At 64.2% G+C, this 19611-nt stretch carries 23 protein-coding genes and 1 pseudogene; 15 read left to right on the plus strand and 9 right to left on the minus strand.

Annotated features, from left to right (window positions below):
* Nucleotides 1-258 precede the first annotated feature (258 nt).
* A complete protein-coding gene (locus tag AC5RVB_RS08350; protein WP_227902367.1) occupies nucleotides 259-750 on the plus strand; it encodes a YajQ family cyclic di-GMP-binding protein in 492 nt (163 codons plus the stop codon).
* Between the two features lie 31 nt (nucleotides 751-781).
* Here the strand turns inward: AC5RVB_RS08350 and AC5RVB_RS08355 are convergent, their stop codons facing one another.
* The 3 genes and pseudogenes from AC5RVB_RS08355 to AC5RVB_RS08365 all read right to left on the minus strand — a co-directional run bounded on the left by AC5RVB_RS08355 (nucleotide 782) and on the right by AC5RVB_RS08365 (nucleotide 2439).
* A complete protein-coding gene (locus AC5RVB_RS08355; protein ID WP_494142502.1) occupies nucleotides 782-1783 on the minus strand; it encodes a tyrosine-type recombinase/integrase in 1002 nt (333 codons plus the stop codon).
* Nucleotides 1784-1831: 48 nt separating this feature from the next.
* A pseudogene (locus tag AC5RVB_RS08360) lies at nucleotides 1832-1903 on the minus strand (hypothetical protein); the annotation flags it as partial.
* The gene (locus AC5RVB_RS08365) at nucleotides 1903-2439 is read right to left on the minus strand and encodes a helix-turn-helix domain-containing protein (RefSeq protein WP_494142461.1); all 537 of its coding nucleotides are present in this window, start codon (nucleotides 2437-2439) and stop codon (nucleotides 1903-1905) included. The gene AC5RVB_RS08365 and the pseudogene AC5RVB_RS08360, both read right to left, overlap by 1 nt.
* A gap of 98 nt (nucleotides 2440-2537) precedes the next feature.
* Between AC5RVB_RS08365 and AC5RVB_RS08370 the strand changes: the two genes are divergently transcribed.
* The 11 genes from AC5RVB_RS08370 to AC5RVB_RS08420 all read left to right on the plus strand — a co-directional run bounded on the left by AC5RVB_RS08370 (nucleotide 2538) and on the right by AC5RVB_RS08420 (nucleotide 10699).
* Complete coding sequence (locus tag AC5RVB_RS08370) at nucleotides 2538-2741, plus strand: helix-turn-helix transcriptional regulator (protein WP_494142462.1); 204 nt, start codon at nucleotides 2538-2540, stop codon at nucleotides 2739-2741.
* 115 nt (nucleotides 2742-2856) lie between these two features.
* The gene (locus AC5RVB_RS08375) at nucleotides 2857-3129 is read left to right on the plus strand and encodes a hypothetical protein (protein WP_494142463.1); all 273 of its coding nucleotides are present in this window, start codon (nucleotides 2857-2859) and stop codon (nucleotides 3127-3129) included.
* Nucleotides 3116-4264 (plus strand): AAA family ATPase, encoded by a 1149-nt coding sequence (locus tag AC5RVB_RS08380; protein WP_494142464.1) that lies wholly within the window; start codon nucleotides 3116-3118, stop codon nucleotides 4262-4264. The genes AC5RVB_RS08375 and AC5RVB_RS08380 overlap by 14 nt, the downstream gene beginning before the upstream one ends.
* Nucleotides 4265-4748: 484 nt before the next feature.
* A complete protein-coding gene (locus AC5RVB_RS08385; RefSeq protein ID WP_494142465.1) occupies nucleotides 4749-6209 on the plus strand; it encodes a terminase large subunit domain-containing protein in 1461 nt (486 codons plus the stop codon).
* A complete protein-coding gene (locus AC5RVB_RS08390; RefSeq protein WP_494142466.1) occupies nucleotides 6209-7537 on the plus strand; it encodes a phage portal protein in 1329 nt (442 codons plus the stop codon). Before AC5RVB_RS08385 ends, AC5RVB_RS08390 begins: the two co-directional genes overlap by 1 nt.
* The gene (locus tag AC5RVB_RS08395) at nucleotides 7534-8067 is read left to right on the plus strand and encodes a VG15 protein (protein ID WP_494142467.1); all 534 of its coding nucleotides are present in this window, start codon (nucleotides 7534-7536) and stop codon (nucleotides 8065-8067) included. The genes AC5RVB_RS08390 and AC5RVB_RS08395 overlap by 4 nt, the downstream gene beginning before the upstream one ends.
* Before the next feature lie 3 nt (nucleotides 8068-8070).
* Nucleotides 8071-8508 carry a hypothetical protein gene (locus AC5RVB_RS08400; RefSeq protein WP_493991917.1) on the plus strand — a complete coding sequence of 146 codons (438 nt, stop codon included), beginning with the start codon at nucleotides 8071-8073 and terminating at the stop codon, nucleotides 8506-8508.
* A 9-nt stretch (nucleotides 8509-8517) separates the two neighbouring features.
* A complete protein-coding gene (locus AC5RVB_RS08405; RefSeq protein ID WP_493991916.1) occupies nucleotides 8518-8703 on the plus strand; it encodes a hypothetical protein in 186 nt (61 codons plus the stop codon).
* Nucleotides 8704-8821: 118 nt separating this feature from the next.
* Complete coding sequence (locus tag AC5RVB_RS08410; RefSeq protein ID WP_494142468.1) at nucleotides 8822-9697, plus strand: phage major capsid protein; 876 nt, start codon at nucleotides 8822-8824, stop codon at nucleotides 9695-9697.
* A 67-nt stretch (nucleotides 9698-9764) separates the two neighbouring features.
* Nucleotides 9765-10382 (plus strand): hypothetical protein, encoded by a 618-nt coding sequence (locus tag AC5RVB_RS08415; protein ID WP_494142469.1) that lies wholly within the window; start codon nucleotides 9765-9767, stop codon nucleotides 10380-10382.
* Nucleotides 10379-10699 (plus strand): hypothetical protein, encoded by a 321-nt coding sequence (locus tag AC5RVB_RS08420; protein ID WP_493991913.1) that lies wholly within the window; start codon nucleotides 10379-10381, stop codon nucleotides 10697-10699. Before AC5RVB_RS08415 ends, AC5RVB_RS08420 begins: the two co-directional genes overlap by 4 nt.
* A gap of 248 nt (nucleotides 10700-10947) precedes the next feature.
* Here AC5RVB_RS08420 and AC5RVB_RS08425 read toward each other — a convergent pair whose 3' ends face one another.
* The 3 genes from AC5RVB_RS08425 to AC5RVB_RS08435 all read right to left on the minus strand — a co-directional run bounded on the left by AC5RVB_RS08425 (nucleotide 10948) and on the right by AC5RVB_RS08435 (nucleotide 13974).
* Complete coding sequence (locus tag AC5RVB_RS08425; protein WP_494142470.1) at nucleotides 10948-11625, minus strand: histidine phosphatase family protein; 678 nt, start codon at nucleotides 11623-11625, stop codon at nucleotides 10948-10950.
* Between the two features lie 41 nt (nucleotides 11626-11666).
* A complete protein-coding gene (gene htpX, locus AC5RVB_RS08430) occupies nucleotides 11667-12539 on the minus strand; it encodes a zinc metalloprotease HtpX (protein ID WP_227902369.1) in 873 nt (290 codons plus the stop codon).
* Nucleotides 12540-12702: 163 nt separating this feature from the next.
* On the minus strand, nucleotides 12703-13974 hold the full coding sequence (locus AC5RVB_RS08435) for an MFS transporter (RefSeq protein ID WP_494142471.1): 1272 nt from the start codon (nucleotides 13972-13974) through the stop codon (nucleotides 12703-12705).
* Nucleotides 13975-14108: 134 nt separating this feature from the next.
* Here AC5RVB_RS08435 and AC5RVB_RS08440 point away from each other — a divergent pair, with 134 nt between their 5' ends.
* Nucleotides 14109-14861 (plus strand): MBL fold metallo-hydrolase, encoded by a 753-nt coding sequence (locus AC5RVB_RS08440; protein WP_356881133.1) that lies wholly within the window; start codon nucleotides 14109-14111, stop codon nucleotides 14859-14861.
* 40 nt (nucleotides 14862-14901) lie between these two features.
* On the opposite strand, the gene AC5RVB_RS08445 is transcribed toward AC5RVB_RS08440, so the two are convergent.
* Both AC5RVB_RS08445 and AC5RVB_RS08450 read right to left on the minus strand, forming a co-directional pair.
* The gene (locus AC5RVB_RS08445; protein ID WP_494142472.1) at nucleotides 14902-15591 is read right to left on the minus strand and encodes an esterase/lipase family protein; all 690 of its coding nucleotides are present in this window, start codon (nucleotides 15589-15591) and stop codon (nucleotides 14902-14904) included.
* 65 nt (nucleotides 15592-15656) lie between these two features.
* Entirely contained in the window at nucleotides 15657-16463 is an 807-nt protein-coding gene (locus AC5RVB_RS08450; RefSeq protein WP_227928719.1) for an alpha/beta fold hydrolase, read from the minus strand.
* Nucleotides 16464-16604: 141 nt separating this feature from the next.
* On the opposite strand from AC5RVB_RS08450, the gene AC5RVB_RS08455 reads away from it, so the two are divergent.
* Both AC5RVB_RS08455 and AC5RVB_RS08460 read left to right on the plus strand, forming a co-directional pair.
* On the plus strand, nucleotides 16605-17060 hold the full coding sequence (locus tag AC5RVB_RS08455; protein ID WP_227902374.1) for a Fur family transcriptional regulator: 456 nt from the start codon (nucleotides 16605-16607) through the stop codon (nucleotides 17058-17060).
* 53 nt (nucleotides 17061-17113) lie between these two features.
* Complete coding sequence (locus AC5RVB_RS08460) at nucleotides 17114-18604, plus strand: catalase (RefSeq protein WP_227902375.1); 1491 nt, start codon at nucleotides 17114-17116, stop codon at nucleotides 18602-18604.
* 122 nt (nucleotides 18605-18726) lie between these two features.
* Here the strand turns inward: AC5RVB_RS08460 and AC5RVB_RS08465 are convergent, their stop codons facing one another.
* Nucleotides 18727-19575, minus strand: coding sequence for a prenyltransferase (locus AC5RVB_RS08465; protein ID WP_231709953.1), 849 nt, complete (start codon nucleotides 19573-19575; stop codon nucleotides 18727-18729).
* Nucleotides 19576-19611: the final 36 nt, after the last annotated feature.

Genomic DNA, 19611 nt, shown 5'->3' on the forward strand with positions numbered 1-19611 from the left:
GCCGCGGCCCCCAGTCCGGCCGCAGAGGCTGCCGCAAGGAATGACCCGGCGGCGGCTGTGCGGAACCGCAGCGCGGCGGGACGGCGGGGTGAAGGGCGGGGAGTTGGTAACTGCTGGTTTTCCACCCCCTTAGCCTGTCCCATGTCCATGTGACATCACCGGGCGTTTACTGGATACAGGCTGGGAACCGGGCACATCCGTGCGGAGAACCTACTACGCTAAGTACCAGGAAAAGCCACCAACCCGAGGAGTCCAGAGATGGCCAGCGAGTCCACGTTCGACGTAGTCAGCAAGATCGACAAACAGGAAGTAGCCAACGCCCTGAACCAGGCGCAGAAGGAAATTGCCCAGCGGTATGACTTCAAGGGCGTTGGAGCCGAGGTGGACTTCAGCGGCGAGAAGATCCTGATGAAGGCCAACTCCGAGGACCGGGTCAAGGCGGTCCTGGACGTACTGCAGTCCAAGCTGGTCAAGCGCGGAATCTCGCTGAAGTCCCTGGATGCGGGCGAGCCTTTCGCTTCCGGCAAGGAATACCGGATCGAAGCCTCCATGAAGGAGGGCATCGCGCAGGACCAGGCGAAGAAGATCAACAAGCTGATCCGCGACGAAGGCCCCAAGGGCGTCAAGTCCCAGATCCAGGGCGATGAGCTGCGCGTCAGCTCCAAGTCCCGCGATGATCTGCAGGCCACCATGGCACTGCTGAAGGGTGCAGACCTGGAAGTGGACCTGCAGTTCATCAACTTCCGCTAGGCAGTATGTATACGGCCTAGTCAGACGCGAACTACTGGGCCTTAGTCCGCATAGAGTCCGCAGGATTACCGAGGACCGCAGCCATGAGACTATCGGCTGCGGTCCTTGTCTTGTCCTCAGCCGTCGGCCAGAGGTGGCTGTAAGTGTTCAGCGTGATCGTTGCCTGGGCATGGCCCAGCGCCCGCTGCACGGTCACGACGTCGCAACCAGAGGCGATCAGAGCTGACGCGTAGAAGTGCCGGAGGTCATGCAGGGTGAAGTCCTCCAGTCCGCAGGCCTCCCGGACCTCGCGCCAGTAGTACCCGGCCATCCCCCGGTTCCATAGGTGTCCACCGGTGGAGAACAGCCACCCCTCATCGCCATGGACGCCGACCTGCTCTACATGCCGCGCAATCATCTCCGTGAGGCGTGCCGGGATGTACACGACGCGCTCGGAGCCGTGCTTGGGTCCGACGACTTCTGCGTTCTTCCGATTCTCGCCCTGCACCTGCCTGTTGATCGTCAGGGTTCTGCGCAGGAAGTCGATATCCCCCACCTGCAGGCCAGCCGCTTCACCGAGCCTGAGGCCCGCGAAGGCGCAGACGCCAATGTAGGCCTCGAACCACTCCGGAGCTGCCTCGAGTGCGGCCGCGACCTGGGCAGTGCTCGGGATGGTCATGGCCGCTTCGCTGCGGCGCTCCCTGGGCAGCTTGATGTTGTCGGAGGGATCAAGAGGGATAACCCGGTCCGCCACAGCGGCCTTGAAAGCGGAGCGCACGAGGTTGTAGCGGACCTTCACGGTCGCAGGAGCGAGGCCGGACTTACGTGTCTCCGCCGGAAGCGTCATGGCCTTGACCCATGCCTGCAGGTGCGAAGGCATGATCCGCTTCATCTGAACGTCAGCGAACGTCGTGGACTGCAGCGCCTGGGCGGCTGACAACTTCGTCCCACGCGACCAGATCTGACGTTCTTCCCATTGGGTGAACCATTGGGCGAAGGTGATTGTCCCTGCTTTAGGGTCAACGTAGGTGCCCGTCACGACAGACGCCGTCACTTCATCGAGCCAGCGCTGAGCGTCGATCTTCCTGGGGAAGTGCTTGGCATGCTCCTTGCCTGCATCATCACGGTATCGGGCACGCCAGCGGCCATCAGGGCGCTTCTGAATGCTCGCCATCAGATCCGGAATTCCAAGTCCGCCTTATAGAGCTCCTGCAGTTCCTCCGGGGTCTTTTCCCGGAGCACCGAAAGCCAGTATTCAAGGCGGTCCTGCTGCATTTGCTCCTCTGCGCGCCGGCACGTATCGATGACTTCAGCGACGTGCTCGCCCAGCACCTTGCCGTTGTCCAGGTCAGTCTTCAGAAGTCGAAGCTCGGCATCCACCTGCCCCTTCCAGAACTCGAGGGTGTTGAGAAGGCGAGCCGCTTTCTTGCTCATATGTTCCACTGCATCCACGGCGTGTTCGAGGGCACCATCCCCCGCAATCGGCTCAACAACGAGGTCATTGAGGCTTGAGCCGAGCACCTGAGCAATAATCACCGCCTCATTCAAGCGGACGGGTCGCTCCCCTCGCTCCATTCGACCCACGGTCGTTGGATGAAAGTTGGAGAGTCCAGCAGCGGCAAGCTTCGCCGCAAACTCGGTCATCGACCAGCCCCGGTCTTCTCGCTGTGCCTGGACTTCAAGGCCAAATAGTTCATCAGAGGTTCGCATGCACCCAATACTCTCAACACAAGGTGTTTGACGTCAACACAGAGCGTGCTCTACAGTTACGTGCTGTAACGGCGAACACATCCTGAAAGGGTAGGGCAATGACCACTCCAACCATCCAGCACAAGCTCCTGACGATCCAAGAGGTCTCTGAAGCGACTCGCATCCCTGTGAACACTCTCCGTTTTTACCGCCACAAGGGAGCCGGCCCACGGTTCGCGAAGCTTGGCGGAAAACTCGTGGCACGACGTGAAGACGTCGATCGCTGGATCGAAGAAGCCTTCGAGACAGGCGAATCGGAATGAGCAGGAACAACACAATAGACACAAAAAACCCTCACCGGAACGGCAATTCCAGTGAGGGCAAAGACAACTACTTGGGAGCAGGTCTCAACATGAAGACTACAGGGCAGGGCCACAAATGATCCAGACCGTCCTTGAACTCGACCTAGCCGACTACCCCGGCGACCGTGCCGGCTGGTACGACGCCTACCAGTTCGAGCGCCACGAGTACTGTCAGATCGCCGAACTCGCCCCCGGAACCTACGTCCGGCTAAACATCCACCGCTACCGACCATTGTCCACTTCGGGTTTCTTCCGTAAGGACTTGATCTGGCAGGTCATCGGGAGGGACGCCCAGGCGCTCATGGAGTGGCGCAACCTTTTGGAGGGAGCCCCCGTTGCTGAACTCTGAAACCACTGTCCCGGACTACTTTGCCGCTGAGAGCTACAGCGATGTTCCTGTTCCTGCACCCCATGTGTCAGGAACGAGGAACACCAACATCCAGTACGGCGACGTCGCTGCCCTCCTCCGCGGAGACCTGCCCCCTGCTCCCGTTCCTGAAGTCCTCCAGAGGACCGATGGAATCGGTTTGTTCTACAGCGGCCAGGTGAACATCATCTTTGGTGAGCCTGAATCGGGCAAAACGTTTGTTGCTCTCGCCGGGATCGTGGAATGCCTGAGCGTCGGAGGCCGCGCCGTGTTCCTGGATATGGACCACAACGGGATGCAGTCGGTGATCGTGCGCCTACTGGATCTGGGAGCCGATGCCTCAGTACTGGCCGACACTGAGCGCTTCCGGTACAAGGAGCCTGAAGACCGCCAAGACCTCATGGAGACCATCTGGGATCTAAAACGCTGGAGGCCTGACATCGCTGTCCTGGACAGTATCGGAGAACTCATGCCAACCATGGGCCTCAGCTCCAACAGCCCGGATGATTTCACCCTGGCTCACACATCCGTGATGAAACCCCTAGCCATGGTGGGATCCGCCGTCGTGGCGATTGACCATGTAGCCAAGAACACTGATTCCAAGGCGCAAGGCCCAACAGGAACGGCTGCGAAATCCCGAGCCGTGGGCGGAACCATGCTGCGTGTGACGATCAAGGACGCTTTCACTCCTGGTCACGGCGGAGCCTGCTACCTAAACGTCAAGAAGGACCGGCACGGCGGTCTACGGGCCTCCTCGCCACGAGGGGACAAAGAACCTCTAGGCGGAACGTTCAAGCTGTTCCCGGACAACCACTTCTCCATCTACCCAGCAACCGACGGTGAACGCGCACCCGAAGCAGTCCCAGCAATCGACCTAGCCGAGCTGCAGCGACTTGCCCCTCCTCCTTCCAGTGTTCGAGATGTGAAAGACCGTCTCAAGTGGAGCAGCGACCGCGCCAGCGCAGCCCTGAGGGTATTCCGTCAGCAGGGATCGCCTGTTCCTGTTCCTGTTCCTCACACAGAGGGTGGAGGAACAGGAACAGCGCCAACGCGGCACATGGTCCCTGTTCCTGAACTGTTCCCGGAGTACGAGGAACGCACAGGACTGGCGTCATGATGAAGCCCTGCGAAGTATGCGACGAGCTGAGCGAGCAGTCGCGTTGCCCCGAGCATCGGCCGACGCCCAAGCCCAAACCCAAGGCCAAGGCCAACCAGGCAGCCTACGACTCCCAGTGGAACCGCATCAGCAAGCAGGCACGCAAGGAACAGCCCTTCTGCCTCTGGTGCAACGCCACCACAGACCTGCAGGCAGACCACACCCCCGAAGCATGGGAACGCCGCGCCAAAGGACTGGCAATCCGCCTACAGGATCTGCGCGTGCTTTGCGGCCCATGCAATAGAGCAGCAGGACAAGCACGCCCCGGACCCGGACAACGGACCTCAGAGGACCGTCCCGAGCCCGTACAGATTCGCGCCCGACCAACAGGCCGGCTGCTGCGCCCAGGGGGGAAGGGGTCAACCGCACAGTCTTTGATCCCCGGGGCAAGGCAAAGTTTAAGTAACTCTCCTGGCACGCCCGCTGACCCTGCTCTGAGCAGCACTTGGTAGCCGGTCCTAAGGCCTCTATTAAGGCTGAGCCCCTGGACTTCACGGACTATCCTGCGGACCCCGCAGAGCGCCGTATCCGGTTCATCCATGACTATCTGATCGTGCCCCGCGGTCATGGTCAGGGTGAGCCGGTAGAGCTGCAGGACTTCCAGCAGGAAATCATCCGGGGCAGCTTCGCACCCGGTATCCGTAACGCTCTTGCTTCCATGAGCAGGGGTAATGGAAAAACGTCCCTGGCGGCCATGCTGGCGGTGGCTGAGATGTTTGTTGGCCAGTTCTCCGCTGAGGTGCTGGTGGTGGCCTCAGATCAGCGTCAGGCGGCGGTGACGGTCAAGCAGGCTGAGCGCATGATCAAGCTGAACCCCCTGCTCAGTGAGCGTGTTCAGGTGTTCAGCGATCGGATCTATGTCCCGCATACGGACTCCACACTGACGCCCCTGCCGGCGGAACCGGACGCCCTGAACTCGTGGGACGCAACCCTGATCATCGTGGATGAGCTGCACGTGGTGACCCGCGCTGTCTGGGAAGCGATCACGTCCGCATCGGGCAAGCGTCCGCAGTCCCTGACCCTGGCTATCTCAACGCCGGGAACCTCTGAGGACAGCATCATGTGGGATCTGGTGAAGCTGGGCCGCTCAGGTGAGGATCCTGCTTTCTTCCTGATCGAGTTTGCCGCCCCTGAGGATGCCAGCAGCGACGACCGGGAAGCGTGGAAGCAGGCCAACCCTGCTATGACCTGCGCTAAGCCGTTCCTGAGCCCTGACGGGCTGCTGGCGGCGCGTAAGACGCTGCGCGAGCCGGCCTTTCGCCAGCTAAGAATGGGCCTGTGGGCCAAGCAGGTGGATTCCTGGTTGGAGTTTGGTCAGTTCGAGGCGCTGGCGGACCCTATGCGCTCGGTTCCTGACCGGATGAAAGTCACGCTCGGTTTCGACGGTTCCAGCTCCGGGGACTCCACAGCCCTCATTGCCTGCACCGTGGAGCCTGACCCGCACATCTTCGTGATCGGCATCTGGGAGAACCCCGGCACGCCCGGTTGGAGGGTGCCGCGGGAGGAAGTTACCGCCCACGTAGAGATGGCCTTCGACCAGTTCGACGTGGTGGACATGGCCTGCGATCCCTGGGGCTGGCGCTCCGAGATGGAGCAGTGGGCCAGTAAGCACGGCAGCAAACGGATCCTCGAGTGGGACACCAGCCGCCGGACACGTATGGCACCGGCAACTGACCGCCTCTATCAGTTGATTGCCTCCAAGCAGATCACCCATGACGGGGATCCGGCCCTGGTAAAGCACTTCTCGAATTGCGTGGCTCAGTCGACCCCTCAGGGGACCGTCGTGACCAAGGACAAGCGCATGAGCAAGAAGAAGATCGATGCCGCCGTGGCAACCATTGCCGCCGTGGACCGGGCACAGCACCACTCCAACACCTCAAAAAAGAAACGGGTAATGGCCTTCTAATGACTGAATCTAACCTGCACAAGCTGCATACCAAACTGACCGGGGAGCAGCCCCGCCTCAACCTCCTGGACTCCTATTGGAAGGGTGAGCAGGCTGCAGCCTTCCTGAGCCCCAAGTCCGCCCAGGCTATTGGTGGCCGGCTGCGGTCCCTTTGCGTGAACTATCCCCGCCTTGCCGTCACGTCCATCGTGGACCGGCTGCGGCTGACCGGCTTCATCCTGGACGGCGGCACGCAGGCAGACCCGGCGCTCTGGAAGCTCTGGCGCATGAACGGGATGCTCGAGGGGCAGAACGAGGCAATCAAGGACGCACTCGTTTACGGGCGCGGCTACGTGGTGGTTTGGGCCGGCCCCCGCGGCGTACAGATCACCGTGGAATCCCCCCGGCAGATGACCGTCCGCCGTGACCCGGCAACCCGTGAAATCGTGGACGGGATCAAGCGCTGGAAGGCTGACGGCTACGGCTGGTGCACCCTTTACACCGGCACGGAAATCACTACCTACCGCACCGCCAACAAGGTCACGGACGACTGGGAGAGCGTGGGCGCCGGGGACTGGCAGCAGCACGGCGAACCGCTCCCCAATCCTCTGGGAGTCCCGCCCATCGGGCAGATCCTGAACCGTGACCGGCTGCTCGACTTCGACGGCATCAGCGAAATGTCCGGCATCCTGGACCTGACCGACGCGCTGAACAAGATCCTTGCCGATGCAATGGTCACCAGTGAGGACTACGCCCGCCCGCGCCGCTGGGCCACTGGGCTGGAAATCATGGAGGACGAGGACGGGAATCCGGTGGATCCGTTCGGTGACGGCCCCCGGAAGGTTTGGACCAACGAGGCCACCGAGGGCAAGTTCGGTCAGTTCGCCCAGGCGGATATGTCCGGCTTCGAGACAATGGCAAACCTGATCATCTGCCAGATCGGCGCGATCAAGGGACTTCCTTCCCACTACATCGGACTGCAGACCGATCAGCCCCCGAGCGCTGACGCGATCCGCTCCGCTGAGGCCTCCTTGGTCAGCCACGCACACGCCCTGATCCGCATGTTCGGTGCTGACTTCGCATGGATCGCCGCCCTGGCAATCGCGGTCAGGGATGGAGTGGACCCCTACACCGTGGACATACAGAGTGTGTTCGCCAACCCGGAAACCCGCACCCAGGCGCAGGCATCGGACAGTGCCGCCAAGCTGGCCGGCATCGGCGTCCCGCTGGAATCCCTGCTGAGCGAGGAACTGGGATACGACCCGGACAAGGTCAAGGACATCATGGACAAGCGCCGCGCTGAGCAGCTCACCACGGCTGCAGCGGACCTGGGGCGGCTGGTGGCATGACCTACGAGGACAACGTCACGGCGCTGGCAGAGCAGACAGCCAGCGCCGTGGGAGCCCTGTTCGAGGCACTGGCCGCAGACCGGCTGGACGAGGACGACTTCAGCACCGCCGCATCCACCCTGATCAACACGGCCAAGGCCAAAGGCGTGACGTTGGCAGAGCTGACCTTGGGCGGCTATCTGGAAAAGGCTCTGGGATACGTGCCAGCCTTTGCAGGGATCGCCCCGGAAGATGCCGCGTCCCGGCTGGTTAAGGCGCTGGCCACCATCACGGCATCGGACCTGGATACCGGGATGCAGTTGGACCGGCTGGCCCGCTCGGAAGTCCTGGACGCTGCGGCCACCGGCTTCGAGGAAGCTGTCAGGCGCAGTCCGCACGTGGACAGGTACACCCGCGGACTGGAATCCAACGCGTGCGAGCTTTGCGTCTGGCTCTACAAAGACGGTTACGAATACCCCGCCACCAAACCTATGCACCGGCATCCCGGCTGCACCTGTCACCCCGTTCCCGTAGTCAATCGAAAGGTATAACCCATGACTGATCAGATCACCGAGCAGACCGAAGAAACCGCCCCGGAAAGCACTGAGGAAACCGCCCCCGCCGCTGAGGAAACGGAAGCCACGCCGGAACCTGCACCGGAGCCCAAGACCTATGACGAGAGCTACGTCAAAGCGCTGCGGAAGGAATCAGCCGGCTACCGGGAAAAGGCCAAGCGCGTGGACGAGTTGGGAGCCCGGTTGCACACTGCCCTGGTCAAGACGGACGGACGGCTGCAGGATCCCTCAGACCTGCCCTACGAGCTGGAACACCTGGACGATCCCGAAGCCCTCACAGCGGCCATTGACGCCCTGCTGGCAGCGAAGCCCCACCTTGCCAGCCGCCGCCCTTCCGGCTTCATCCATCAGGGAGCGACACCGGAGGCTGGCGCTACTGTTGGTCTTGCTGGGCTACTCAGGGCCCACGCGAGCTAAGGGGAACCAGTGGCAAGCTACGAGAAAATCTACGAAGTGCTGAACGGCGGTCCGAGTAGTTCGTGGATCGGTGAAAGGCTCGACGGATTGACTGTCGACCAAAGGATTGCCGCCGCGAACGTGATCGCACTGGCTGCCATCGCCGAGGAGCTGAGTTTGATCGCTCAGCACGGCATAGGCCAGTCAGAGCAGTAGTTGTGAACGTATACCCCTAGGGGTATCATGAAAGGGACGGGCCCGGTGCCTGTCCCTTTCGCTTGTCCCGGTGGCCAGCGTGAAAACCCAAACCCCTTTTCACGTTAGGAACACCCTCATGGCACTTGACTCCACTACCGACGCTGCGGAACTGACCCAGGAAACGGTCATCAAGCAGCTTGTCCAGCCGCTCTCGGCTTCCTCGCAGTTCCTCGCCGCCGGCCCCCGCATCATCGACACGTCCGGCCCCGTCCGCATCCCCAAGCTGGGAAGCTCCACAGTCTCCACCCCGTGGATCGCGCAGAACGAACTCATCCCCGACTCCGACATCGATTTCGATGAGATCCAGCTCCTGCCCTCCACAATGAAGTCCCTCAAGACGCTGACGAAGTTCAGCAACGAACTCAGCCGGCAGTCGGTGATCGCCCTGGATGCTGCCATTCAGCAGAAGCTGGTTTCCGACGTCGCTGCGGCGATGGATACCCAGCTCTTCTCCGCTTCGGGTGATGGCATCACGACTCCCAAGGGCCTCTTTGCCTACACGGGAACCCAGGCCCTCGCTGTCGGTGGAGCCCTCACGCTGGACCACCTCCTCGACGCCCAGGGCCTCTTCATGGGAGCCAACGCGAACGTGGACGCCGCCAAGTGGGTATTCACCTCGGGCGACTTCATCAAGCTGCGAAAACTGAAGGACACCCAGGGCCACTACCTCGTGCAGCCCGACGTCGCACGCGGCGCAGGCTTTACCCTCTTCGGAGTCCCGGTCATCATCTCCAACCGCGTCCCGAACACGACCGGAGCGACCCCGACCGGCCGCGCCGCGCTGGTGGACTTCTCACAGATCACCGTGGCCCGCGACGTCGCCCCGGCCGTGAAGCTCCTCGACCAGACGTTCGGGGACTACGACCAGCAGGCCATCCGAGTTGTCTACCGCCTGGACGCCGCCCCAGTGAACCCTGAGGCAATCGTCACGTTCTCCGGGATCAGCCGCTAGAGACCCGCCGCGGGAAGGGTCGCGTTTGAAACGCGACCCTTCCTCTGGTTCCGGGAAAGGGGACCATATGGAACTCATCATCAACACGCCGGCGACCCTCACCGCCGCCCAGGCTGCAGCAGCTCTAGGGAAAACAGGGACCGGCTACACCTTCGAAACGGCCTATGGCGACGTTCCTGAGATTCCGGGAATGTGGCTCACCTCTGAAATGCTCACCGGCACGCCGACGCAGGCCGGATCCTGGACGCTCCCCCTCGCAGACCGCTACGGCAACCCCGTCGACTTCCCCCTCACAGTGGTGGACCCGACGCCCGCCCCTGAACCGGAACCGCCCATGGAAGACCCCGCGCCGTCAGACCCTGCACCGGGCGACCTTCCGCCCACGGTCCTGGCCTTTATGGGAATCCCGGCAACACCGGAAACGCTCGCACTGGCACGGCAACACGTCCGCGTGGTGACCACATTTGTCCGGGCGTACACCAGAGGCAAGGGCTTCGATCTGGACGGGCTTCCCGGCGTGGATCTGGCGGACGTGATCGTTTCCGCTGCAGCCCGCTACCTCGTGAACCCGCAGCAGCTCACCCGGCAGACACTGGGAAACCAGTCCGTAAGCTACGCCGCACTGGAAGGCTTCACACTGGCCGAGAAAGCTGTCCTGAACCAGTACCGCAGGCGGGCATCATGATCGGGGCACCGTACCTGTTCGCAGAAACGATTACCCGCAAGGCCCGGAACGCTATGGACACGGACCAGACCATTCCGGGCTGCTCAATACAGCAGGGAGTCAGCACCGAGCCCACAGAGCCGGGACGCCCGCACCTGGTCATAACGGAAATGGTGGTCTTCGTGCCGGCCCAGTATGCGGACCAGCTCACCCCTGAGGACAAGCTGATCCTCCGCGGTCAGGAATACAGCATCGAGGGCCAGCCGATGCCGGAAACCAGTGTCCTCACCGGATCCCGAGCCATGACGCCCGTGGCCGTCCGCCGGGCTCAGGGATGATCCCCTAGTCCGCAGAAAGTCCGCAACAGGTCCACAAACACACCTATTCAGGCATGCACGGCCAACCATATGAAGCCCGGAAACTAGCGGTAAAACGACTCAGACAGTCACGCCCAATAATGGGCTAGAGGTTCATCAACTTCCGCTAAAGCGGGTTTTCCGGGGCGTTCCCAGTCCCGGGTCAACGACGACGGCGCCGCCTCCGGTTCACTGGAGACGGCGCCGTTCGAGTGTGAAGACCTGTGGTTTTACAGGGCGACGTTGTCCGCCGCCGGGCCGTCCTCACCGAAGTCCTGCAGTGCCTCCCCGCCCACGGGCTCGCCCATCCAGGTAAGCAGCTGCCACGGGCCCATTCCCCCGCCGGGCAGCTCCGGAGCCTCCATGACAGCCACCCCGGTGTTGCTCAGTGCGTTCTGCACAATAAAGTCCGCCCCCACGTTCTCCGCACGGGCGGTGGCCCAGGCCCGGATGATGGCGCCGTGGCTGAAGATCGCCGGCGTCTTCAGGCCGGCTCCGGCCAGTTCCCGGACCACCGCGTCGAAGCGGGCCAGCGTGGCAGCCCCGTCGGGACCGCCGGGCATCCTCGCACCGGTATCGCCCTGCACCCACCGGTACACCGTTTTCAGGTAGGTGATGATCGAGTCGCGGTCATTGCGCATTTCCAGCGTCCCGGCCGAGACTTCGCGCAGGCCGTCCCGGATCTGCACCGGCAGGCCCAGGGCAGCCGCCAGGGGCGCGGCGGTCAGCTGCGTGCGGGTCAGGTTGGAGGCGAAGATCCCGTCGATGGGTTCGGCGCCCAGGGCGTCAGGCAGGGCGGCTGCCTGCTCCAGTCCCAGTTCGGTCAGCCCGGGTCCCGGGACACCGGTGTCCAGGAAGTGCCCGATGTTTGACGGGGTCTGGCCGTGCCGGATGAGTAAAAGGCGCATTCCCGAAGCCTACTTCCTCCCCTGCATTCCGGCAGGCCGGCCTAGGAGCCCAGCGCCCGGCCGGCCATCCGCTCCAGCCGCTGGATGCGGTCAGCCATCGGCGGGTGGGTGGCCAGGAGGCCGCGCACGCCGGAGCGGAACGGGTTGGCAATCATCAGGTGGGCGGCATTGGCAAGCTTCTGGTCAGTGTCCGGCAGCGGTGCACGCTGGGTTCCGCTTTCCAGCTTTCGCAGGGCCGATGCCAGCGCCAGCGGATCGTCGGTGAGCCTGGCACCGTCTTCATCGGCGTCGTACTCACGCGTGCGGCCGATGGCCATCTGGATCAGCGACGCTGCCAGCGGGGCCAGGAGGGCCATGGCGATAGTGGCCAGCGGGTTGGAGTTCCGCCGGTCACCGCCGCCGAAGAACAGCAGGAACTGGCCCAGCGAGGTAATGACGCCGGCAATGGCAGCAGCCACCGAGGAGGTCAGGATGTCACGGTTGTACACGTGCATCAGCTCATGGCCGAGCACGCCGCGCAGTTCCCGCTCATTGAGCAGGGCAAGGATTCCCTGGGTGCAGCACACCGCTGCATGCTGCGGGTTGCGCCCGGTGGCGAAGGCATTGGGAGCCATGGTGGGAGAGACATACAGCCGCGGCATGGGCTGGCCGGCCTTGGCAGAGAGTTCCCGGACAATCCGGTACATTTCCGGAGCCTGCGCTTCCGTGACAGGCACCGCACGCATGGCGCGGATGGCGAGCTTGTCGCTGTTCCAGTAGCTGTACGCCGTGGTGGCCAGGCCGATGAGCAGGAAAATCCAGATATATGCGGGGCTGCCCGTTCCGCTGGAAAGGAGGGCGCCAATACCCAGCAGCACGGCGAAGAGCACACCGAACAGCGCCGCAGTCTTGAGGCCGTTGTAATGGTGATGCACGAGGGTCCTTTCAGGCAGGCCACACTGGGCCTGCATCAGTATGGTGAGTCCATACACTTCAACGTTCAACCCGGCCGGGGTGTTCCTGATGCGCCCGGGCCTCATTCCCTCAGGGTTCGGGACCTTGTTCGCTCGAGGCGCCCCCTCCCGGAGGCCCAGGGGCTCAGGGCTCGGGATGCAGTGCGTCGTAGCGGGCGAACCGCGGCTGGGTGCGGGCCAGCACGGCCACAAGTGCCAGGCAGATCAGCCCGCCGAGGATTGCGGCCCACCCCTCGCCCGCGAAGGAGGCATTCACGCCGGCAACCAGGTCTCCCAGCCGCGGTCCCCCTGCAACCACCACCACAAAAACGCCCTGCAGCCTGCCGCGCATGGCGTCCGGCGTAGCCGACTGCAAAATAGTGGAGCGGAACACCCCGCTAATCGAGTCGGCAATCCCCGCGCATGCCATCGCCACCGCCGCCGGCACCAGCCAGGCCGAGGGGACCTCGCCGTCGTTGTGCCCGGCCAGCACCACAACCACACCGAACGCCGTGACGGAAAGCGCCCAGGCCGCCACGGACCAGAGCACCGCCAGCCCCTGCCGGCGGACCAGGCCAAGGGGGCCGGAAAAGAGGCCCGCGAGGAACGCCCCCACAGCGGTGGCTGCCAGCAGCACCCCGACCGTGGTGGCGCCGCCTCCCAGCATCAGCGCACCGATGGCCGGCAGCAGTGCCCGCGGCTGGGAAAACACCATGGCGCACAGGTCCACCACAAACGTCATGCGGATATTCGGCCGGGTGCCCAGGAAGCGGAACCCCTCCAGCACCGAGCCCAGCCCCGCCTTCTGCATCTGGCCGACCGGGGGCATCGGGGGAAGCCGGTACAGCGCCCACATGGCGGCCGTGAACGTGACGACGTCGATCGTGTAGGTCCAGCCGTACCCCACGCGGGCCACCAGCACGCCTGCCAGCAGCGGGCCTGCGGTCATGGCCAGCCCGAAGGTCATCATGTTCAGCGCATTGGCGGCGGGCAGGAGCTCCGGGCGGACCAGCCGCGGGATGATGGCGCTGCGGGCCGGCTGGTTGAGGCCGCCCGCACCGGCATTCACCGCCACCAGCACGTAGAGCAGCCAGACGTTGCCCACGCCCGCCCACGCCTGCGCGGCAATACCAATGGTGCTGGCCCACAGCAGCACGGAGGAAAACAGTGCCACCTTGCGCCGGTCATAGGCATCCACAACGGAACCGCCATAGAGCCCTGCGAGCACCAGCGGCACCAGGCCCACCAGTCCGAGCAGCCCCACATAGAGGCTGGACTGCGTCAGTTCGTAGACCTCCAGGCTCACAGCCACGAGGGTGAGCTGGGTGCCGACTGCAGAGAGTGCCGTTCCCGTCCATAGCCGGCGATAGTCCGGGCTTTCGCGCAGCGGCGTGAGGTCGGCGAGCAGTCTTGGCACCCGAGCAGTCTAGGGCCGCGGACTGCCGGATTCGGGGCACCACGCGCGCAACGGAATCGGAAGCATGCTTAGGATGGGATGAACGGCCGGCTCTTCGCTGCCGTCCCGATCCGCACGCCGTTCCGCCTCAAGGAGTGATCACCGTGTTTACCCGCAACGTAGCCGATGGAATCCACCGCATTGAGCACGCCTACGTCAACGTCTATCTGGTGGAGGACGGCGACGGCGTGGCGGTGATCGATGCCGGCCTCCCCGGCATGTGGCCGCATTTGACCGGCGCCCTGGATGAACTGGGGTATGGCCCCGGGGATATCCGGGCGCTTGTGCTCACTCATGCCCACTTTGACCATGTGGGCACTGCTGCCCGGCTGCGCCAGGAGTACCGCACGCCCATCCTCGTCCACGATGCGGACCGCTACATTGCCGCGCATCCCTACCGCTACGAGCATGAGAACAACCGCTTCCTGTATCCGCTGCGGTACCCCAAGTCGATTCCGGTCCTGGGCACCATGACCGGGGCCGGGGCCCTGAACGTCCGCGGCGTGACGGACGTCCACAGCCTGACCACTGATTCCGGGGACGCCCTTCCCGGCAGGCCCCGGATCCTGCACACCCCCGGACACACTGCCGGGCATGTGGCCCTGCACTTCCCGGACCGGGGAGTGCTGATCTGCGGCGATTCACTGGTGACACTGAACCCCTACACCGGCACCACCGGGCCCCAGATCGTCTCCGGGGCAGCAACGGCCAACAGCCCCGAGGCGCTCGACTCGCTCTCTCTGTTGGCTGAAACAGCCGCGCCGCTGCTCCTCACCGGGCACGGCGAGCCGTGGCGGGACGGCGCAGCCGCCGCCGTGGAACAGGCACTGGCACGCGGAGCCTCCTGACCAGGCCCTCCCGACAAAAGCCTCCTCTGATGCCGGACAGCTACCCGTCGGCGTCCAGCAGCTCCTGTTCGAGTACCACCAGCAGCCGGGAGTCGCCGATGGGCCGGAAGTGTCCCATGGTTTCCAACTGGATGTTCCGTGCGCCGGCAAGGTGGCTGCCGGCGGGAATATGCGGATCAAAACTGCTGTAGACCGAGGTGATCCGGGCGTTGACGCCCTCATTGCGCAACAGCTGCTGCAGGAACAGGTTCCGGGGCGAGAACGCCCGGATGCTGGCCAGCGGAAACAGGTTGGCGTAGACGGAACCGGAAAACGGGGTGTTGACGGCGATCATCCGATCCACCCGGCTGCCGCCATCCGGCAGGGTCATCAGCTGCTTGCCAATCAGCCCTCCCTTGCTGTGCGCCACCACCACTACTCCGTGGAGATCCTTCTCCACCAGGTAGCGCTCCACCAGCACGGCTGCGTCGCCGATGCCGCCGCGGTTGTAGCCCAGCGGGGCCACGGTGTGGACCGGATGCCCGCGTTCAAACAGATAATCGGCCAGCGGGCGCAGGAACTGCCAGTTCTCATAAACACCGGGGATCAGTACCACCGGGGCCCGCTCCGGTTCCCCGGGATGCAGATAGACAGACGGGTCGCGGCGGAGGAAAAAGTTGCGCAGCTGCCAGTAGGCCACGTAGGCATAGTCCGAGGCCCAGGCGCCGGCTTCCCGGGCCCATCGGGACATCCGGCCGCTCCGCCGCGGGCGGACACCGGGCGGCGTTTCACGGACCCGGCTCTCCGGTTTCCGCGTCACCGTGCCGGAACCGCCGAGCGCAGCACGGCGGCGGTTTCCACGGGACGGGTATACATCATGACGTGCGGCTGGCCGGGCAGCTCCACCGTTTGGGTGCCCGGCCGGGCCGCTGCCAGACGGGTTACCCAGTCTGCACGGACCACCGGATCCCTGCCGCCGCGCACCAGCAGCACCGGGGCCTGCACGTCCCGGATTCGCTCCTCGATCGGGTGCCGGATCATGGTCGGAAGGGTGGAGAGATACCAGCGCGGCCCGGCCCGCAGGTAGTCCCTGACCAGCATGGCGTTAACCGCGGCCGGCTCGCCCAGGGAGTCCTGCAGCAGCCGCAAAGCCTGCAGCGGTGCTGAGCGTTCGGCATTGTTGATGGTGGGGGCCAGCAGCACCACGGAGGACACTGCCCCGGGAGCGGCGAGCGCCATTTCCACCACCACCTGGCAGCCCATGGAATGCCCTACCCATTGGGCGCCCTGGATGCCGGCCGACTCCAGGGCGCGCACGGCGATCCGTCCGAAATCCTGCATCTGCAGCTGCCTTGCCGGTTTCGGGGCGCTGCCGAAACCGGGCAGCTCAAGGGTGTGGACTGTGGAAGTGTGCACCAGTTCGCGGATCAGCCGGCCAAAGTACCGCTCCGATGCCCCGATTCCGTGCACCAGAACCACCTCTGATCCCGCATCGGGCCGCTCCGGCGTCCCGGCGTCGTCGTAGGTGCGCAGGTCCACCTGTGTATCCCCCACCGCCACGCGCTGGAATTGAGTTTGTGTAACTGCCGGCACTGCTTCCCTGCCTTCCCTGTGTTGCTTCATCGCTGTGCTGCTTCAACACCGTGCTGCCCTGCTGTCTCCCCGCGGCGGATCTTTCCCGGGACCAACGCCCAGCGTACCGGCACGGCAGGTAAGGCGAGACTTATTATGAGTAACTCAGATTAAGCATGTATGGTGGATGCCATGACCGGGACAACAGCAGCAACTGAGGAAACCACCGCCAGGTGGTCCGCTGAGCTGCGCACGCACGGCCGCCGGGTCACCAAGCAGCGCCTGGCCGTGCTTCGCGCCGTCGATACCGCACCGCACACGGTGGCGGACGACGTCGTGGCGGCCGTCCGGACGGACCTGCCGGACATCACCCTGCAGTCTGTCTACGTCATCCTCGCGGACCTGGTGGAAACCGGATTGGTGCGGAAGATTGAACCGCCCAACTCCCCTGCCCGGTATGAAACCCGCGTGAATGACAATCACCACCACGCGGTGTGCACCGGCTGCGGGCGGATCGAGGACGTGGACTGCGCCGTCGGCCACGCCCCGTGCCTCACCCCGGGCAACACCCACGGCATGACAATCCAGATTGCCGATGTGCTCTACCGCGGGCTCTGCACCGACTGCGCCGAAGCAGCAGCCTCCTAGCCCGCCCGAAGACTTTCCTCGACCCTTTTGTCAGCACCAGAGAAAGAACAAGTATGTCCAACTTCACCACCACGCAGACCGGTACCCCGGTTGCCAGCGACGCACACTCGCTGAGCGCCGGCGCCGACGGCGCCATTGCCCTTCACGACCGTTACCTGGTCGAGAAGCTGGCCCAGTTCAACCGGGAGCGGATTCCGGAGCGCATCGTGCACGCCAAGGGCGGCGGCGCATTCGGTGAGTTCGTAGTCACCGAGGATGTCTCCAAGTACACCCGTGCAGCCGTCTTCCAGCCCGGCGCCGTCACCGAGACCGTCCAGCGGTTCTCCTCCGTGGCCGGTGAAATGGGTTCCCCCGACACCTGGCGCGATGTCCGCGGTTTCGCTCTGCGTTTCTACACCACCGAGGGCAACTACGACATCGTCGGCAACAACACCCCGGTGTTCTTCATCCGCGACGGCATCAAGTTCCCTGACTTCATCCACTCGCAGAAGCGCCTGCCGGGCTCCGGCCTGCGCGATGCGGACATGCAGTGGGACTTCTGGACCAACTCCCCCGAGTCCGCCCACCAGGTCACCTACCTCATGGGCGACCGCGGCATCCCGCGCTCCTGGCGTGAAATGCCCGGCTTCGGCTCGCACACCTACCAGTGGATCAACGCCGCGGGCGAGCGCTTCTGGGTGAAGTACCACTTCACGTCCAACCAGGGCAACCACGAAATCACCGGTGCCGAGGCCGAACGCATTGCCGGTGCGGATGCGGACTACTACCGCCGCGACCTGTACGAGAACATTGCCGAGGGCAACTTCCCGTCCTGGGACCTGCACGTTCAGGTCATGCCGTACGAAGATGCCAAGACCTACCGGTTCAACCCGTTTGACCTGACCAAGGTCTGGCCGCACGCGGACTACCCGCTGATCAAGGTGGGTACCCACACCCTGAACCGCAACCCGGAGAACTTCTTCGCGCAGATCGAGCAGGTTGCCCTCTCCCCCGCGAACCTGGTTCCCGGCATTGATGCCAGCCCGGACAAGATGCTGATGGCCCGTATCTTCTCCTACCCGGACGCCCAGCGTTACCGCGTAGGCGCCAACTACAACCAGCTGCCGGTCAACGCACCGAAGGCTCCGGTGAACAACTACTCCCAGGACGGCGCCATGCGCTTCTCCTACAACTCCCCGGAGACCCCGGTCTACGCTCCGAACACGCTCGGCGGCCCTGTGGCCGACGCCGCGTTGGCCGGCGCAGGCAGCTGGGAGAGCGACGGTGCCCTGGTGCGTTCCGCGCAGACCCTGCACTCCGAGGACAGCGACTTCGTCCAGGCCGGTACCCTGTACCGCGAGGTCTACGACGACGCCGCCAAGGAGCGTTTCCTGGAGACCATCACCGGTGCCATCTCCGGTGTGCAGCGCCCGCACATCCGCGAAGCGGCGATCCAGTACTGGACCAACGTTGACGCGACCCTCGGCGAGAAGCTGCGCCTCTCCCTGGCCCAGGGCGAGACCACGGCCAACGAAAAGGCCGAGTTCGTGGGCGTTGCGGAGTAATTTCTCCGTTTACGCTGACGCCGGTTTCCGGTAGTTCCGCATAACAGCAGCGGCCGGCCCCTTCGGGGGTCGGCCGCTGCTGTTATATTCACGCTGCTGTTTATGCACGCTGCCCGCTGCAGCTATCGGTTGGGCCAGTAGGCAATGATCAGCAGTGTCACCAGGAAACCGGTGAGGAAGTTCAGTTTCAGGAACCGTTTCCAGCCGGCATTCGCAGCTCCGGACCCCGCGTCGGTAATCCGAAGGAACGGTACGAGGTTGAGGATGTAGGGCAGGGCCAGCAGCCCGCCCAGTGTTGCCGGCCACGGGGTCAGCAGCATCAGCAGGCCGCCGGCCAGGTACGCGGCTGCGGCCACCCACACCACCGTCCGGGCGCCGAGCACCGTAGCGATGGACCCGATGCCGCCCTCGCGGTCCGGCACCACGTCCTGCACCGCGCCGAAGGCCTGGCTTGCCATGCCCCACAGGAAGAACGCCCCCAGCACGGCCCACAGGCCCGGGGTGAACTCCGCGCCGGCGAGAACCAGCCCGTAAACGGCGGGACTGACAAAGTGCGTGCTGGACGTCATCGAATCCAGGAACGGACGCTCCTTGAACCGCAGTTTGGGTGCACTGTAGGCAATCACCGCAAAAACGCTCACGGCCAGCACCAGCACGGACAGAGCATTGCCCAGCGCCACCAGGACCACCAGGAAGGGAACGTTTGTCGCCAGCGCTGCCCACAGCGTGGTGCGGTGGAAGCTGCGGTCCAGGACGGCACCTTCCACACCACCCTTGCGCGGGTTGTGCAGGTCCGACTCATAGTCGAAGACGTCGTTGATGCCGTACATCGCCAGGTTGTAGGGAATCAGGAAGAACAGCGTTCCGATGACCCATGCGGCGTCGATCCGGCCGGCGGTCAGCAGGTACGCCGCTGCGAAGGGATAGGCGGTGTTGACCCAGGACAACGGACGGGATGAAACCAGCAGCATCCGCAGGGTGGTGCCGGCCGTACGGGTGGCGGTGCC

The sequence above is a fragment of the Arthrobacter sp. Y3225209 genome (genome assembly GCF_059090685.1).